Raw genomic sequence first — 15,822 nt, 5'->3', positions numbered from 1 at the left:
GAGATTTGTCGAGCAAAAAATACAACCATCAGTATTTATTTCAAATTTCCGCCACACCAATAAGAACTATTTTCTCTTGTGCTCTGGCAAGAGCTGCTCTGCCTCGTATCGTGCCTTGATATGAGAAACAACCGGGTAAAGTGCGGCAAATGTCGCAATCAAAAAGCCATACCCGCCTTCACGATATCCCTTGCGGCGGATATAGCAGCGCCAGAAGCGACTGAAAATCCGACGGACATTTCCCGGCATTGTACCGATTTTTCCACTTTCAATCAGATCCTTTGCCCGGGCTGTCGTATAGGAATCAAAACGCCGGATCATGTCGGAAATATTATTATCAACATAGTGAAGCAATCGCTTCTTGAGCTTCTCGCCTCGTCGCGCGCCTTCTTTCCAGTACAGCGTTGGATGTACACGATCCAGCCCCCAGCGTTTGACCCCTTTACGACAAAGACAGGATGCGGAAGATTTGCCGAACTGTGCCCCCCAGCCATAACGTACCAGATGATTGCCAACATAGTTATCAACCGGGATCAGATAGTAATCAGCATCTGCTCGCTCAACTGTCGCCCGTATTTCCTGTGCCAATTCCGGTGGGATATGTTCATCAGCATCAATCTCAAGAACCCACTCACCCAGACAGGCTGCATTCCCGACGTTCCGGCGATCTCCTTCAATCGGCCAACCGCCTTCTACAAGGCGATCCGTATATTCAAGCACGATGTCCTTCGTACCATCGGTACAACGGTCAAGAACCACGACAATCTCGTCACAGAACTTCACCCTTTCCAGACAATCCCGAATACGCTTTTCCTCGTTATGAACCACCAACAGGGCCGACAAAACAATCTTCCTGTTATCCAAAGTCTCCTGTCCACCCATCATTTCATCCCCCGGCGATAGAGTTCCTCGGCTGCCGTAACGACCGTTTCAAGTGTCAGGCTTTCCATATAGCTCGTTACACCATGGCTGTAATCGAACTCCGGATGATTGGTCATTTCTTTATAACCTTCAGGTGTTCTTACGCAGGCACAGTCAGCCCCCCAGGGATGATATCGCCATTCCGGGCTCGGTCCGAACAAACCAAGCGTACGCGTTCCCGCCGCTGCTGCCAGATGCATCAGACCAGAATCATTCCCGATGAACAGGTCACAGCGGCGCAGGCATGCTGCGACGGTCACCAGGTCCTGACCGACAAGATCAATCACGCGTTCCTGCGGCAAAACGGAATAAAGCGACAAAATCTGCTCACGCTCCTGTGGCGCAGCCAAGATTGCCAACCGGGCGCCCGGCAAGATCCCGCCATCGCCCGTCAGTTGCTCGACCAACGCAATAAAACGATCAATTGGCCATTGTTTGCCTGACCAGTTGGCGGCAGGTCCCACCGCAAGAACAGGTGACCCTGTAGGAACAAGTTCAAAAGCCCGTCCATCGTGCAGTGGATCGGTCCAGACAACAGGAGACGGTGTCGTCTCGTTCTCCAGCATGCGCGACAGCTCGACAATCCGGTGTAACTTCTCGTCCTTGGCCGGAACAATCAAGCGGCGCCCTGCCAGCAGGAAATAACTGACACCAGAGCGACGCATATCGACCACGACATCCCAATACCGCCGGAAGCACTTTCCCCACAGTTTGAGCCAGTGGATGTGATGTTTCTGTTTTTTCAGGGAAATGATCTCTTCCAGCCCCGGAACAGCTTCATATAGAGAAGTCGCAGCCCCCCCGGCCACGACGGTGACCCGGGCACCCGGATACTGTTCCAGCATTGACTGCAAAACCCCATTCGAGAGTACGGCATCACCAATGCGGTTTGATGTAATAAATAATATTCTCACCACGGTCCTCCGCCTCCGTTTATAGGGGTCAGAAACTTTATTGCCAAGCTGCCTCTTTCATCAGCAGTTCTAAGAGCTTATATATCACAGCAGAACAGTCGGCTTTGCCTGACAGAAACCCGCGTGATCAACACAGTAAATTCGAGACGGACTTCTACAGCATGGTGCAACACAATATCCAGCCAGAAATCATCACTCTTGAACACCGCAGCATTCTTGCCCTTGAAGGAGAAGACCTTGTTCCTTTTCTTCAAGGATTGGTGACGCAGGACGTCAGCAGAGTATCACTGGAACGCGCTGTCTGGTCCGCTTTCCTGACGCCACAGGGGAAATTCCTCCATGAATTTTTCCTCTGCGCCTCCCCAACAGGAGGATTATTGCTGGAGTGCGAGAAGGACCGCGCCGCAGATCTTTTACGCCGTCTCAGCCTTTACCGCATGCGCTCGAAAGTCACCCTGCAAAATCTGGTCGATGACTATGTCATACTGGCACTTTACGGCGAGGGAATTCCGGAAAAACTCGGCTTATCCTGCAACAAGGGACAGAGCCGGATCATCGAATTTTCTGATACAAAAGGTCAGATCTTTATCGACCCTCGCCACGCTGGACTGGGCGCCCGTGCCATCATCCCCCGCCAGCATCTCGAAACTTTTCTGCTTGAGCTGAAACTGCCGCAGGGGGCACTTGAAAACTATGACAGACTGCGCTTCAGCCTGGGCATTCCGGATGGCAGCCGCGATCTTGATGTTGAAAAATCGATCCTGCTCGAAAACGGATTCAATGAACTTGATGCTATTGACTGGAAAAAAGGCTGCTTCATCGGCCAGGAACTGACCGCAAGGACCAAGTACCGTGCCCTGATCAAGAAACGGCTTATTCCTGTTAAGATTTCCGGGCCAGCTCCGACAGCCGGCAGCGATATAATCCATCAGGGCAAATCCGTTGGCACATTACGTTCTCTATGCGGAGATATCGGACTGGCGACCCTGCGGGTTGATGTGCTTGATCAGTCTGAACTGCTTTGCGAAGAAGCCGTTCTCCAACCGCATCTTCCCGACTGGATTGAAATAGCCTCCTGATCTTCCCCGCATATGTTCCAGACAATTATTCAGCTGGCCCATCAACCTCCTTCCCTCCATCCATATGACAATCACGATGCCCAACGCCACTTTATCCACTGACAAGCTGCCCTATCACCTGCGCCCGGCAACTGATAACGATTCGGCTGCGGCTATCGATCTGGTTCAACGCAGTTACGCAGAATACACTGACCAGGGTGTGGTGTTTGATCTGGAAGAAGAAAGTGACCTGAAACAGTTGGCGACAGCTTTTGATCAAGCTGGTGGCGAAATCTTTGCCCTTACCCCCTCAAACCAGCCAACGGTGCTGGCAAGCATTGGCGGATATCAGAACACAGCTGACGGGCGGCTCGAGGTAAAGAAACTCTATGTCTGCCCCAACCATCGAGGACAGGGCGCAGGCAAACGCCTGCTGGATCATATCATTAACCGGGCCAAATCTTCATCTGCGCAGGAACTGATGCTCTGGACCGACACGCGCTTTACCAAGGCGCACCGTCTGTATGAAAAGTACGGCTTCACCAAAGGGCCAGTAACAAGACAGCTTCAGGACAAAAGCAACACAGAGGAATTCAGCTATCATCTGGCTTTATGATCGCTCCACTGCAGTTAGTGGCCTGACGCTTTTGATACCAGATTAAGCAACAGAACCCCGCCGATGATCATCGCAATGCCAACTCCACCAGCCAGATCCATCTTTTCTCCGAAAAAGACAATGCCAAAGCCGGCAGTCAAAACGATCCCCGCGCCCGACCAAACCGCATAGGTCACCCCGATCGAAAGCTGGCGTGTCACCAGGGACAGAAGATAAAACGCACAGATATACCCCACCGCGACCACCAGTGTCGGCCATGGGCGGGTAAAACCATCGGTTAACTTGAGCGACAGGGTCGCAATGACCTCACAGACAATGGCAATCCCCAACATCCAGTAAACCGACATAAACACCCCCTGGAAATCAGATAAAAATGAAGCCTCCCTGCAGCTTTACCCTGCTTCTGCCGGAACCTCAATCCACTGCTCAAGAAATTCGCGTAATTGCAGGATTTCCGTCCCCCCGGCAATGACATCAATGTTCATCTGGCGGGCACGGCTGCGGTCGTGTTCGGGGATCGGGCGATAGCTGAAAATGGCGGTCTTGCTGACCGGGGCGCCGATATCCCCCAGCCAGTCAAGTTTGTAAAGCATGGTACTGGCTGGCCCGGTGGGATGGGCGTCTTCGTCAAAGTATCCGGTTTTGCACTCAATCAGATAGAGGCGGTTGTTACAAAGAAAGGCCACATCGATCTCGTTCCGTGATCCCGTCGGCGCCTCGATATTGACCCCGCTGGCCAGGTCTCCGATCTGGACGGGATAGTTGTCTCTGGCCCAGTCCTGGCGCAACTGGTCGATCACCGCATAGGCATAAAACTCAAACCAGCCTCCACGCAGAAAACGCGCGGCTTCAAGACCCCGGAACACCAGATGGTGCCCCTGCCATGACAGCAGGCCAGTATCACAGAAATAATCGACCATGCGGTGGAAGTCTGCGTTTTCCCGCATTTTGTGCGACACTGGTCCGGCCCGATATACCCCGCCTTCGTCTTTAGCCCTGCTCACGTACCCGTTAAAGGGCCCCATCACCCTGGCAAAGGCAGTCACATTTTTTGCCATCCGCTCTCCAAGCCGCAACAGTTTCGGTTTGATGCTGTGACGGACAGGTACAGGACCGATGATCCGAAAGCCATTGCTGGCAAAAACGTCTTCAAGATCCGCCTTGTCCGGAATATCAAAGGTGCCTTTTTCTTCTCCGCTCAGCCACACCAGCCGGTCATTACGGGCATCGACCAGGAACACGGGTAAACTATTGCGCATAAACACCGAGACAGCCGCAAGAGAAAGCGCTTTGGATCCGCCGGAAGCGTTCAGAGCCACGGACAGTTTCTCTGCTGGACTCAGGGTGTCAAAAACGGCTGAAACCTGACCAATCAGGGCCGCGATATCCAGAGGATCAAATCCCTGGACAACCGCATGGATATCCGTGGTGATATCGTGATCAAGCAACACCTGTTTCTGATAACGGGCCTGTTCCAGATGTTCCTGGTCACAGATCAGAATCACCCGCCGGGCCGGGAAAAGGGCCCTGTTGGGTTCGTGTGCCAATGCCGGGTTGATATTGGCCAGAGCCTGATCAGAAACCAGACAGATATGAACCGGTCCATTCCGGTGTTTCATGCCGCTCTGCGTTGTATCGCCATCACCAGTTGTCATACTTTATTTCTTTTTTTGTTTCCGTTTTTTACGGAAAATTGAATCACTTTGACCGTTTCAGGATCGTCTATCTCCAGTTGAACCCCAGGTTCAGGCGCAGCTCTGCCAGAACATCGAAGGGAGAATGCTGCAACGACAAAAAACCGCTTCCCGCATCCGAATCATCTGTTGCAAACCTGCGCTCGACAAAGCTCAGCCCTTCCCGGCCATAAAGCTCTCTGATGGCTTCACGTAACCACTGTACCGCCTGTTCATGTCGTTGCTGTGCCAGCTTGTCGTTGTCGCACAGCCACTGATAATGCGCGTCAACTGCAGAAATAAAGCCATCAATCCCCTGTTTTTCGCTGGCGGAAAGGGACAAAACCTTCACGGGCCAATTCCTCTCCTCCTCGCAGGCCAGCGACAACGCCCCGCGCAAATCGGCAAGTGCCCGCTCGGCCACCCTGCCCATATCCGCTTTGGTCACCACCGCGATATGAGGTATCTCGGCAATGCCTGCTTTCATGAATTGCAGTGAATCTCCTGATCCTGGCTGCACACAGAAGACAACCGTATCACTTACCGCCGACACATCGGTTTCCGACTGCCCCACGCCCACCGTCTCGATCAGAACAATATCGAACACTGCCCGCATCAAAATCATCGCAGCGATGGTCTGATCCGCCAGCCCGCCCAACCGCTCTCTGGCGGCCATGGAACGGATAAAAACACCCTGGTCATCTGGATCTGTGGTAAAGCGTACCCTATCCCCCAGAAAGGCCCCGCCAGAACGTTTGGACGAGGGATCAACCGCAATAATACCAACACTGCGGCCCTGGGCCCGATAGCGAATAATCAGCTCTGCCAGCAGACTTGATTTGCCAACACCGGGGGGGCCAGTGATGCCAAGAACCTGGGCAATGGGGTGATGATAACAGTCACTCAACAACGGCAACACTGCTTGCGGATTTTGCTCCAGCAAGGACAGGGTGCGCGACAGGGCCAGCTTGCCCCCCTTGCGAAGCTGCTCACGCGTCATTGTCGGAATCACCTCTTGCCGCCCGGCCATTTCTTCACCGGATCCCCGGCACTTGTCTCGATCAAACATTATAGCCGTTGCCCACCCTTCCCTTGTTGATCAAGGGTAGCGGTTCCACAGGCGCAATTCATTATAATTTTTTCATTTTTTTCAGCCACAGCCCCCCCGGATATGCTATCCATCAAAGACAACAGGGGCACAGGTCTGCTATTCTGACAACAAGGCCTGACTGGAAAAAACATCAAAAGAATAAACAAACAAAAGATGTGAGAGGCAACGTGAAAGACAAAAAAAAGTCACCAGCAACAAGAGGCAAAGCAGCCGCGACAGTAAAAAAAGAGTCCGGCTACAGCAACCAGGATAGCCTCGCGCCGCATCTTGCCAGCCTCTTGCTTGGCGACACTGCTCCCTCACTGGAGGAAATCCTCGCAACCGACTATGCTGTTCCCCCCTTCAGCGCCAGTGACTTCCCGCCCTTTGATCACCTGCATACCCGCGGGCTGGTCGCGACCAGAGAAATGGCCGAATTCCTCCCGCTCAACCCGGGGAGCCACATTCTCGATGTCGGCTGCGGCATTGGCGGCCCCGCCCGCTATATTGCCGAACAGTTTGCCTGTCATGTCGACGGGATTGATCTGACAAAGGATTTCTGTGAGGCCGCCCGGTTGCTCAACCATCTTTCCGGCCTCGACAGGCAAATCACCATTACCTATGGCAGCGCGTTGGACCTGCCTTATCCCGACGACAGCTTTGATATCGTCTGGACCCAGCACACCTCGATGAATATTGCCGACAAGGAAGGCTTTTATACCCAGATCCACCGCGTCCTCAAACCCGGCGGCATGTTGCTGTTTCACGATATTTTCCTGCATCCTGATACCGCGGGAAAGACCTCGCAAATCCTGTTGCCGGTTCCCTGGGCCAGTGAAAAGAAATACAGCCATCTGACCTATAGCGAGCTGACCCGCGACCTCCTTGCCGATATGGGATTCCAGCGCGAAGTCTGGAATGATGTGACGGCTGAAACCCTGCTCTGGTATCTTAATTCAGCCGATGGCAACCCGCAGAAAAGCAAAATTCCGGGACTTGATCCACGCCTGCTGATTGGTCAGGACCTGAAACTGCGCGCCAGCAACCTCAAGCAAAACCTGAGTGACGGCAAGCTTCAGGTGATGCAAGGTGTTTTCAAGAAGGTCATCTGAACAGAATATCCCGCTGACAAGTCTATGAAATCAGCCCCTGCCCGAGGAGAGTTTTCCATGCTGACACCGTTTCATATTGCGGTTGCCGTACGTGACATTGATGAAGCCCGTGAATTCTATGGTCGGAAAATGGGTTTTGCCGAAGGGCGCAGCAGTGATCACTGGATCGACTTCAACATGTACGGGCACCAGTTTGTTGTCCACCTGAACGAGAGCATCGGGAAAGATGGCAAGATCCCCCAGATCAAAAATGCCGTTGATGGTCACGGCGTACCCGTACCCCATTGCGGCGTGGTGCTGAACTTCGAAGACTGGGAAAGGCTGGCTGAGAAACTGCGCGGCATCATCGATAATTTTATCATTGAACCCTACGTGCGCTTTCAGGGCCAACCCGGCGAGCAAGGCACTATGTTCTTTACCGACCCCAGCGGTAACGCCCTGGAGTTCAAAGGCTTCCGCGATATCGAAAAAGACCTCTTCGCGACGTAAGTTCCCAGAGCAGAGGCCCTATTCTTTCTGTATCATCTCTCTTAATTTGGTTACGCTGTTCCAGTTGCGCCCGCTGCCTGTGACCCCGAGTTTCTTTTCGATGACCACATTGGTCAGTTTGTTATGCCCGCCCACATTGATAGCCCGTAACAGCGCCAGATAGACAGCCATCGTTTCCAAGGTCTCCCGGATAATCGAGCAGAAATTTATCAACAAACATCCGGCCGGACCAACAGAAAAGGACCACCTGCGGATTTAAAAAAAATCCCGGTGATCCTTTTCTTCCTGCTGCAACTGGGTTTCTTCAACGGGGGATCGAAGAAGCCACAGCGCGCAAGTTTTCAGGGCCAAACAGTCTGAAAATAATATCAGATGGCCTAGAAATAATAATTGAGGCGGACCTGTAGATGATCATCGCGTCGGGCATCATAAATCGGGCTGCTCTCGCTTATACCATCTGACAAACGCAGCTCCCCCTCGATGGTCCAGTGATCATCGAGACGGCGATTGGCCTCGATTGAGAAGCTCTTATCGTGATCCAGCCGGTCAAAAACCACCCCGGCAAGAAAGTCCGTGTCTGCAGTATCATTAAGAGTGATACGGGCCCCGACAAAGATATCGTCGTTGAACACTGTCGCAGGTGCATCGTCTTCGTCGCGGCCATCATAGTGATATTCCGCAAGAAGCCCCAGATCACCGGCGTCCCCAATCGCCCCAAAGAAGGTGTATTCCACCCCGCCGGAAACAGCAAAGAAGTCATCCCCCTGCCCTTGGCGATAGATACTTTCCAGCTTCCAGAGCCATTCATCAAAGGTCGCCTGCACATCAACAGAACTTTGGTTGATGATGTCATAGCGCGGGATCAGGGTAATCTGGCCGTTGGCATCTGGTCGGGCCAGCAGACGTGGTTCACGGGACGTACCGTAAAAATGTGCCAGCCCCAGATCCCAGTCACCGAGAACTGTTGCATACCGCAAAGCCAGATCCGGATGGAACTCCTCCATGTCAGATTCATATTCAGCCTTGTCCGTATCAACCGGAATGGATCCCCGCAGTCGCCCCTTGCGCCCGGGGAAAGTCCGTTCGCGGAAATAGGGCATGACGAAGAAATTCACATCTCCCCATTCATTCTGCAGTCCAAGATTGACCATGGGCTGACCCAGCTTGTCTTCACCATCCACATCCTCGACAGCATCGGTCTGGTTGATAATATCGACCAGATGACGGGATTCCGTCACGCCCCAGAAAACCTTGTCGACCCCGACTTTCAGATCCCAGCCATCATCAATATGCAGATATTTCAATTCGCGTATATCCGCATGGCGCCGTTCACTGTCCTGTGGGTCGACCCGCAGGAAGGGAATGAAATCAATCCGGTCATCCCCGTCATTCCATTCATAGGAAACTTCGGGCTGAAGAACCAGCGACGGGTTAAGGTGCTGGTCCCGCTGGCCACTGTGCAGGGCTGAATCAGGGAACACCCGAAGATCCATTGCAGCAAAGCCGGAAAAATCCCACTCACCTGTGGCTTCTTCGTCCTGAGCCTGAACAGGAAAGGCCAAAGCGCCCATGATCACCGGAACCAGGCCAATCATGACAGCGCTTTTCCTGAGGGGACTTCGGCTCACCGACAGCTTGTTGGCAAATCGCATGATCATCCCCGTCAGTTAACCCGTTTAAGGCTGTTCTTGGTCAGATCACTTTCCTGCAGACCTGTCTGGAATTCGATTTTTTCAAAAATCAGTCGGGTCTTTTTACCGGTCTGGTGGTTGACCATGTACATGTCGTGCGAGCGCCAGAACTTGTCGAGATACTGACGATAATCCCCAAAGGTCAGGGTTTTCAGCAATTCGTTTTTACGATCATAGTAATCGATTTTCTGCTGACGGTATTCAGACAGATCGTACCAGCTCACCATACGGGTATAGCCGGAATCCTCGTAAACCGGGGTCTGTTCGATCACCGCGCACTGCAGATCTCCGCAAGGCTCGTCCCGCAACCAGGTGTAGGTATATTTTTTCAACTCCTGGGCCGTCAGATCCTCGTAGGCAAATTCGGAACCGACAAAGGGGCCTGATTTGTTTTTAGAGGAGATACGTTTCACCCGTTTGAGCGCGGGCAGGTAAAGCCATTGATCATCAGGATCAAAGGTCTTGGCAAAGCTGAGAAAAGCCGTCCCCTTTACATCGCGGGGTTCATCAAAAACGGTCAGGCTTTTATCGCCCTGGCCATCTTCCTGGATTTCAAAGATTTGCTGGCGCATCTCGCGCAGGGACTTTTCGCCATGGCGGTTTTCCAGTTCCATCTTCATCAGGGCTTCACTGTCGCCAAAGCCCTGATCACGGCGATCCCATTCTTCGGCAACCGCCGTGCCTTTGGCAACAGGATCACTGTTATCGGCCAGCGCAGAACCTGAAGACAGGCTTCCTGCGAAAGCAGCAAGAGACAGTGAAAACACACTGGCCAACAGAATTTTATTCATCATTTTTCTCCACTTGTACCCGATCATAACGCCGCTGTTAAAAGCCGCTGATCGTTATATTCTTAATGCCCCGCCACGACCGAAGAGGTGGCGGGGCGCGTATTATTCAGCTGCCGAAGCCGCCGTTGCAGCCGGAGCTGTTGCCTTTTCCCGGTCAAACAGCATCAGCAGAGGTGGCAACAACAGGAAGTCGACAGCCAGCGCAATGGCGATGGTGATTGCGGTCAGCAGCCCCATGTCGGCATTCACGCTGAAAGTGGAAAGCGCGAGGACGGCGAAACCAGCCACCAGAACCGCCGTGGTCACCCACAGAGCCGTTCCGACGGTTTTGAAGCCATAGCGCACGGCATCTTCTGGCGACGCATTACGCTCACGCCGGGCCCGGTCATACTTGCTCAGGAAATGAACCGAGGCATCAACAATCAGGCCCAGAGATGTCGCCGCAATCACGGAAACCGCCAGACCGACCTGTCCGACAACCAGTCCCCAGATTCCAAATGCCATCGCAGCAGGAACCATATTGGGGATCAGGCTCAACAGCCCGAGTTTGAGGTTGCGCAACGCCACGACCATCGAGAGGGAAATCAGCACAAAGGCAAGTGCGGTTCCCATCAGCATCGACTTGATGTTCCGGTCGGCAATGTAAGAGAACATGACCGCCGCACCAGTACCTTCCGCATCCATGTAACCCGGGGCATTTTTCTGAAGCCAGCCACGGGCTTCCTCGGCCAGACTGCGCATGTCATTGGACGATACATTGTCCAGGGTCACCGTCATGCGGCTGGCTGACTTGTCGATGTTGATCTGGCTGTTCAGGTCCAGACCGTAAGGCAAGGACATTTCATAGAGCAGCAGATACTGGGCCGCCAGATCGCGTTCTTGCGGCAGCTTGTAAAAGCTGTCGTCATCGCCATGCATGGACTTGTTCAGGCGCTTCATGATGTCGGTCATGGAGTTGACATGCACCACACCCGGCTGTGCCCGCAACCAGTTGGAAAAATCTTCCAGATGCGCCAGATACACAGGGTTCGAGACACCACCTGTGCCATCACCGCTGATCGAGAACTCGATCTGGTAAACGCCGGTCAGATTTTCACGGGTAAAGTCACTATCAACCCGGAAAGGCATGGAGGTGTCAAAATATTCAATAAAGCGGTCATCCAGCTTGATCATACTGATCATCGAGGAAGTCCCGATGACAATGACGCCCATCCCCACCAGCAACTTGGTCCGCTGTGCAACAACAAAGTCACCAAAGCGTTCCATAAAGCTGGACTTGCCTTCAGCCACAGCCTTGACCCGAACCGGGACAATCGCAATGAAAGCTGGCAGAAAAGCTATGGAAATGACCCAGGCAGCGACAACACCAACGGCGGCAATGTTGCCCAGATCATGGAAGGGAGGAGCTTCGGAAAAATTGAGGCTGAGAAAGCCGATCACGGTGGTCAGACTGGTCAGGAAAACCGGCTGCATATTCACGCGCATACTTTCGACAATCGCTTCGCGTTTGTCTTTGCCATGTCGCATCTCGTGAAAAATTGTCACCAGGATGTGTACACAGTCAGCAATGGCGATGGTCAGGATGATGGTCGGCGCCATGGCTGAGGGTGGGGTCAGTTTTATTCCGGCGAAACCGGCTGCTCCCATGGCAACCATGACCGAGAAAATGGTGACCAGAAGTGTTCCCAGTGTCCCCCAGAAGGAACGCAGAAAACCCACCAGACAGACAATGATGATCAGGAACATCAGCGGTGTCAGTGTGCTCATGTCTGCAATGGATGCCCGGGGGAAAGCATTACTCAACGGGGCAAGGCCTGTAATCGCCACTTCCAGATCCGGATTGGCTGTCTCGATTTCGACAGCCATATTCTCGGCGAAGGTCACGGCGTCGTTCAGGGCAACCGCATCGTCTGTTGGCAGCTGCAGGGTTACCTGAACGCCTGTGGTCTTGCTGTCATCAGAGATAATACGCCCGGCCAATACCGGTTCGCTCTGGGCAATTTCTTCAATCCGCTCCAGCCCGGCCTTGGTTAATCCACCTGTTTCTTCCACCAGATCCGCTACGGTCAGATCGTCTTCAACCGCTTCGGTATTTTGGAAATTCGTGATCGAATCGACCCGGATGGAATAGGGGACCTGCCAGGATTCTTCGGTCAGATCCTTGACGACTTCAAGCCACTCGGGCGTAAAGATCGTGCCTTCTTTTGGCTTGAGAACAAAAAGAATATTATCAGTCTTGGTATAGATGTTCTGCAGGCCTTCATAGGCCATCAGCTGGGGATTGTCTTCCCCGAAAAACACCCGGTAATCACTGGTAAAAGAAAGGAAACGTCCTCCTGAAGCCACGGCCAGTGTGGCCAGTAGTGCCATCAGAAGAACAAGCCAGCGCCAACGGATTACTCCCTTGGCGTAGGACACCGATAAACGGTCCAGAAATCTGCTCATTACCTCAGCTCCAATTTTTTTTGCTTCTGATGCCAGAGGAAATTTCTGAAACGCACGATGGCCGCTAAATAGATCCGACAAAGACTTCCGGATTTGGCCACTTTGCGCTATTACCCTATTTGCTGTAAGGTAATGCACCAAAGTAAACTACTCGGTGCAGTTTACTTATTTTTTATTGCATGTAAACTACACGGTGTAGTTTTATTGGAGTCGGGTTTGAAAAAAGATACATGTGCCCTGGGCAAGCTTTGCCATAGTCTGACAAGAAGCGAGAAAAAGCGGAACGCCATTCGCGATGCCGCCGTGAAAATTTTTATGGATCAAGGCTTTGAAGTCGCAAGTATGGACAAGATTGCGGCAGAGGCAGGTGTGTCAAAACGGACTGTTTACAGCCATTTCGGTTCCAAAGAAGAGCTCTTTGCCGAAATCATGAAGAACATCTGCACGATCAAGCGGGATGATCTTGATGTCAAACCGGATCACAGTCTGCCTCTGGAAGAATGCCTGACCCGGCTCGGCATTACCTTTTTACATATGTTGCATTACCATGGCAGTCTTCCGCTGTTTCGCGTCCTCATTGCCCAGGCAGAAACCAATCCCGGGCATGGCGAGGATTTTATGGCCCAGGGACCAAAGATCACATCAGAACTGCTGGCTAACTATCTGCGGGAACGACTCGCTGCCGGGGAAGTCGTGGTAGAAGAACCGATAGAAGAAGCGGCACAGAGCTTTTTTTCTGCCCTCTTTGGCGCCCGCTATCTCAACTGTCTCATCACCGCAGCTCCGCCCCCCTGCGAAGCTGAAATCGAAAAAATCGTCAAAGGGGTGGTCCAGCGCTTTCTCTATGGAATTGTACCGCGCAAGTGATCTTGGTTACGCGACCACAGGCGGGCCATTGGAGCCCTTTCCAGCCCGGTGCGTTTTTGTCTCATCAATAAAGTCATAAATAGATAAAGCTTTCAGCAGGGCGCGGCTGATCAGTTGACAATGTTGATCACATTATAATCTTTCAGTTCACGATTACTCAGCCAATGTATCTTCACATGATCTGTTTCTGTACTGGGAAAAAGCAATTCCAGAGAAACGCCCATTTTCTGCACATAGTTTGCCATATCGGCCATGATTCGGGCTGCATTCTGCTCAGAAATCATGATGATCAACTGTATGCGGTTATCCAGCTTGATTTCCGGGTCGAGCAAAAGCTCCTTAAGTTTTGCCACATAGTCTTCGTTGAACATACCCGAAGCCATATGGACACCAATCCGCGCCCTGGGGGATTTTGACCGGATGACTCCCCCGAGAAAGGCAAGAACACAGGCACTGGCACAGTCCACTTTGTCCGGCACATGAGTTGCCATCCTGTTGGCCCGGATCGTTTCTCCGACCAGCATGCCCTCAAAGGCAATACCACCGTCAGAGACCAGCCAGACTGTGTGTGGCTTGTCTTTGCTGTTCCTCAGCAGGCGTTCAAGCCGTTCGCTATCCCCCTCTTCAAAATCCCCCTCGGCCAGAACAATCGTGGAATCACTGCTCTTGCCGATCCTGTATTCCAGCGCCTGTGCTGGCGCCGAGAGGAGAACAACCAGGAACGCTGCCCACAAGCGGATCACGAGGCGACCCATGAGTTCCCTTTCAGGCAATATTCCACCACCTTCGAGCTGGAAACGCCGTCAATAACCACAAGCTCGCGGACCGGCCGACAACTCTCGCCCTGCTTTTCATAGCCCCCGCCAATAAGTTCCGCCGAACCACTTATGTCCTCATCATCATCGCTGTTCCACTCGATCTTCTCGCCGTCATCCTGTTCCAGCGCATCCAGCGAGGCCCGTTCCGCCTTGGCTTTTTCTGCCTCGTCCAGTTCATCCAGCGTCTGACCAACAGAATTACCAACCAGCGCGCCGATGGCGCCGCCAACAAGCATGCCCACTCCCTGACCATCTCCCTTTCCAACCAGAGAGCCAACAGCAACACCCACGACTGCTCCGATAACGGTTCCTGTCTGCTGTTTGTTCGCACATCCACTGGTTACCAGCAACGATACGCTCAACAGCACCCCCGTGATCAGCTTCGCGGTTATCCGCATGTTTTTTTTCACTTCCCCCTCCCCAATCATGTAATCGTCCCGCGACTATCCTCAGGTTTTGTGGCCTCAAGGTCAATAAATAACACCTTTAGTGGAATATATTTTATCTGTTTCTCCCTTTCTATTCATTCGAGCAAAAGCTCTCGAACAAAATCAGAGCGCCGCCAACTTTCTTCGCTTTTCCAGCCCCAAAATCGCCGGGTCACAGCGATGACACAGAGCCGGAATTTTCTTGCCTCACCCCGGAAATGGGACACTAACCTACAGTAAAATAGTGATATTTTTGATTTTTACTTTTCTAGGGATAGACAAGATTTTTTAAATTCGATAATAATTTCCAATTGACATTGAGAATTATTCGCAATAAATAAAGCAACCATAAATACAACCTTGATTTATTTTTTCTAATATAAGGGTGTGAAAATGGGACTGATTTTATTGCCAGTAGAACAGCTGATTCCTACGGAAAGGACAAAACCCCGCAGGGTAGCCGCACTTCAGAAAAAGCTGTTGCGTGAAGCTGTCTGGACGCGCCCGATCTGTGTCGAAGAAAATGACCTGTTTGTTATGGATGGACATCATCGCCTGTGCGTTGCCAGAAAACTGGGCCTTGCCAGGGTACCTGTCCTCCTGCTCAGCTACCGCGACATTCCAGTGGTCAGCCGCAAGACACGCTACAGTATTTCCGAAAAAATCCTGCAGCAGAGAGCGGCCCTGAAGCTGCTTTATCCTTACAAGACAACCAGACATTTCTTTCCGGAAAACAGCCTTTCCTGCGCCATTCCTCTCGGCCTGCTGCAAGACGCCGGACAAGACACCTACACAGAAATCCGGCAACAGCCAGAAAGTATCCCTCCCCTGAGTCTGGCCATCAGCGCCTGATCACCCCTGATAACAATAGCCCTGACAATTTGCGGGCCGTTCCGATCAATCAACCAG

Annotated in this window: 17 protein-coding genes; 6 read left to right on the top strand and 11 right to left on the bottom strand. The window is 52.4% G+C overall.

What is annotated here, in order from left to right; translation table 11 throughout:
- Positions 1-66 precede the first annotated feature (66 nt).
- Both O4H49_RS02150 and O4H49_RS02145 read right to left on the bottom strand, forming a co-directional pair.
- Positions 67-885, bottom strand: a complete 819-nt coding sequence (locus O4H49_RS02150) for a glycosyltransferase family 2 protein (protein ID WP_269421762.1) — start codon at positions 883-885, stop codon at positions 67-69.
- Positions 882-1,835 (bottom strand): glycosyltransferase family 9 protein, encoded by a 954-nt coding sequence (locus O4H49_RS02145; RefSeq protein WP_269421761.1) that lies wholly within the window; start codon positions 1,833-1,835, stop codon positions 882-884. The genes O4H49_RS02150 and O4H49_RS02145 overlap by 4 nt, the downstream gene beginning before the upstream one ends.
- Before the next feature lie 104 nt (positions 1,836-1,939).
- Here O4H49_RS02145 and O4H49_RS02140 point away from each other — a divergent pair, with 104 nt between their 5' ends.
- Positions 1,940-2,914, top strand: a complete 975-nt coding sequence (locus O4H49_RS02140; protein WP_269421760.1) for a YgfZ/GcvT domain-containing protein — start codon at positions 1,940-1,942, stop codon at positions 2,912-2,914.
- 76 nt (positions 2,915-2,990) lie between these two features.
- On the top strand, positions 2,991-3,509 hold the full coding sequence (locus O4H49_RS02135) for a GNAT family N-acetyltransferase (protein ID WP_269421759.1): 519 nt from the start codon (positions 2,991-2,993) through the stop codon (positions 3,507-3,509).
- Between the two features lie 14 nt (positions 3,510-3,523).
- Here the strand turns inward: O4H49_RS02135 and O4H49_RS02130 are convergent, their stop codons facing one another.
- The 3 genes from O4H49_RS02130 to O4H49_RS02120 form a co-directional block, all read right to left on the bottom strand.
- Complete coding sequence (locus O4H49_RS02130) at positions 3,524-3,856, bottom strand: DMT family transporter (RefSeq protein ID WP_269421758.1); 333 nt, start codon at positions 3,854-3,856, stop codon at positions 3,524-3,526.
- 45 nt (positions 3,857-3,901) lie between these two features.
- Positions 3,902-5,164 carry a Card1-like endonuclease domain-containing protein gene (locus O4H49_RS02125; protein ID WP_269421757.1) on the bottom strand — a complete coding sequence of 421 codons (1,263 nt, stop codon included), beginning with the start codon at positions 5,162-5,164 and terminating at the stop codon, positions 3,902-3,904.
- Positions 5,165-5,231: 67 nt separating this feature from the next.
- Positions 5,232-6,251 carry a methylmalonyl Co-A mutase-associated GTPase MeaB gene (locus tag O4H49_RS02120; RefSeq protein ID WP_331283732.1) on the bottom strand — a complete coding sequence of 340 codons (1,020 nt, stop codon included), beginning with the start codon at positions 6,249-6,251 and terminating at the stop codon, positions 5,232-5,234.
- 209 nt (positions 6,252-6,460) lie between these two features.
- On the opposite strand from O4H49_RS02120, the gene O4H49_RS02115 reads away from it, so the two are divergent.
- A complete protein-coding gene (locus O4H49_RS02115) occupies positions 6,461-7,384 on the top strand; it encodes a class I SAM-dependent methyltransferase (RefSeq protein WP_269421756.1) in 924 nt (307 codons plus the stop codon).
- Positions 7,385-7,441: 57 nt separating this feature from the next.
- A complete protein-coding gene (locus tag O4H49_RS02110; RefSeq protein ID WP_269421755.1) occupies positions 7,442-7,873 on the top strand; it encodes a VOC family protein in 432 nt (143 codons plus the stop codon).
- Between the two features lie 18 nt (positions 7,874-7,891).
- Here O4H49_RS02110 and O4H49_RS02105 read toward each other — a convergent pair whose 3' ends face one another.
- From O4H49_RS02105 to O4H49_RS02090, 4 genes are all read right to left on the bottom strand, one after another.
- Positions 7,892-8,044, bottom strand: coding sequence for a DUF1697 domain-containing protein (locus O4H49_RS02105; protein ID WP_269421754.1), 153 nt, complete (start codon positions 8,042-8,044; stop codon positions 7,892-7,894).
- Positions 8,045-8,250: 206 nt separating this feature from the next.
- Entirely contained in the window at positions 8,251-9,525 is a 1,275-nt protein-coding gene (locus tag O4H49_RS02100) for a hypothetical protein (protein ID WP_269421753.1), read from the bottom strand.
- Positions 9,526-9,536: 11 nt separating this feature from the next.
- A complete protein-coding gene (locus O4H49_RS02095; protein WP_269421752.1) occupies positions 9,537-10,358 on the bottom strand; it encodes an outer membrane lipoprotein-sorting protein in 822 nt (273 codons plus the stop codon).
- 99 nt (positions 10,359-10,457) lie between these two features.
- Positions 10,458-12,800 (bottom strand): efflux RND transporter permease subunit, encoded by a 2,343-nt coding sequence (locus O4H49_RS02090; RefSeq protein ID WP_269421751.1) that lies wholly within the window; start codon positions 12,798-12,800, stop codon positions 10,458-10,460.
- Between the two features lie 216 nt (positions 12,801-13,016).
- On the opposite strand from O4H49_RS02090, the gene O4H49_RS02085 reads away from it, so the two are divergent.
- On the top strand, positions 13,017-13,667 hold the full coding sequence (locus tag O4H49_RS02085; protein WP_269421750.1) for a TetR/AcrR family transcriptional regulator: 651 nt from the start codon (positions 13,017-13,019) through the stop codon (positions 13,665-13,667).
- Positions 13,668-13,777: 110 nt separating this feature from the next.
- Here O4H49_RS02085 and O4H49_RS02080 read toward each other — a convergent pair whose 3' ends face one another.
- Complete coding sequence (locus O4H49_RS02080) at positions 13,778-14,422, bottom strand: hypothetical protein (protein ID WP_269421749.1); 645 nt, start codon at positions 14,420-14,422, stop codon at positions 13,778-13,780.
- A complete protein-coding gene (locus tag O4H49_RS02075; RefSeq protein WP_269421748.1) occupies positions 14,407-14,895 on the bottom strand; it encodes a glycine zipper domain-containing protein in 489 nt (162 codons plus the stop codon). Before O4H49_RS02075 ends, O4H49_RS02080 begins: the two co-directional genes overlap by 16 nt.
- A gap of 411 nt (positions 14,896-15,306) precedes the next feature.
- On the opposite strand from O4H49_RS02075, the gene O4H49_RS02070 reads away from it, so the two are divergent.
- Complete coding sequence (locus O4H49_RS02070; RefSeq protein ID WP_269421747.1) at positions 15,307-15,765, top strand: hypothetical protein; 459 nt, start codon at positions 15,307-15,309, stop codon at positions 15,763-15,765.
- Positions 15,766-15,822 lie beyond the last annotated feature (57 nt).

It is taken from the genome of Kiloniella laminariae, from assembly GCF_027214005.1.
GTDB lineage: Bacteria > Pseudomonadota > Alphaproteobacteria > Kiloniellales > Kiloniellaceae > Kiloniella > Kiloniella laminariae_A.
Note: the sequence above shows the minus strand (reverse complement) of the source record. Positions and strands in the feature narration are given on the sequence as shown.

What these genes read in the sequence shown, in the direction of transcription:
- O4H49_RS02150 (WP_269421762.1), bottom strand. Translation starts at nt 885, where the DNA reads ATGATGGGTGGACAGGAGACTTTGGATAACAGGAAGATTGTTTTGTCG.
- O4H49_RS02135 (WP_269421759.1), top strand. Translation starts at nt 2,991, where the DNA reads ATGCCCAACGCCACTTTATCCACTGACAAGCTGCCCTATCACCTGCGC.
- O4H49_RS02130 (WP_269421758.1), bottom strand. Translation starts at nt 3,856, where the DNA reads ATGTCGGTTTACTGGATGTTGGGGATTGCCATTGTCTGTGAGGTCATT.
- O4H49_RS02125 (WP_269421757.1), bottom strand. Translation starts at nt 5,164, where the DNA reads ATGACAACTGGTGATGGCGATACAACGCAGAGCGGCATGAAACACCGG.
- O4H49_RS02120 (WP_331283732.1), bottom strand. Translation starts at nt 6,251, where the DNA reads ATGTTTGATCGAGACAAGTGCCGGGGATCCGGTGAAGAAATGGCCGGG.
- O4H49_RS02110 (WP_269421755.1), top strand. Translation starts at nt 7,442, where the DNA reads ATGCTGACACCGTTTCATATTGCGGTTGCCGTACGTGACATTGATGAA.
- O4H49_RS02105 (WP_269421754.1), bottom strand. Translation starts at nt 8,044, where the DNA reads ATGGCTGTCTATCTGGCGCTGTTACGGGCTATCAATGTGGGCGGGCAT.
- O4H49_RS02100 (WP_269421753.1), bottom strand. Translation starts at nt 9,525, where the DNA reads ATGCGATTTGCCAACAAGCTGTCGGTGAGCCGAAGTCCCCTCAGGAAA.
- O4H49_RS02095 (WP_269421752.1), bottom strand. Translation starts at nt 10,358, where the DNA reads ATGATGAATAAAATTCTGTTGGCCAGTGTGTTTTCACTGTCTCTTGCT.
- O4H49_RS02090 (WP_269421751.1), bottom strand. Translation starts at nt 12,800, where the DNA reads ATGAGCAGATTTCTGGACCGTTTATCGGTGTCCTACGCCAAGGGAGTA.
- O4H49_RS02080 (WP_269421749.1), bottom strand. Translation starts at nt 14,422, where the DNA reads ATGGGTCGCCTCGTGATCCGCTTGTGGGCAGCGTTCCTGGTTGTTCTC.
- O4H49_RS02070 (WP_269421747.1), top strand. Translation starts at nt 15,307, where the DNA reads ATGGGACTGATTTTATTGCCAGTAGAACAGCTGATTCCTACGGAAAGG.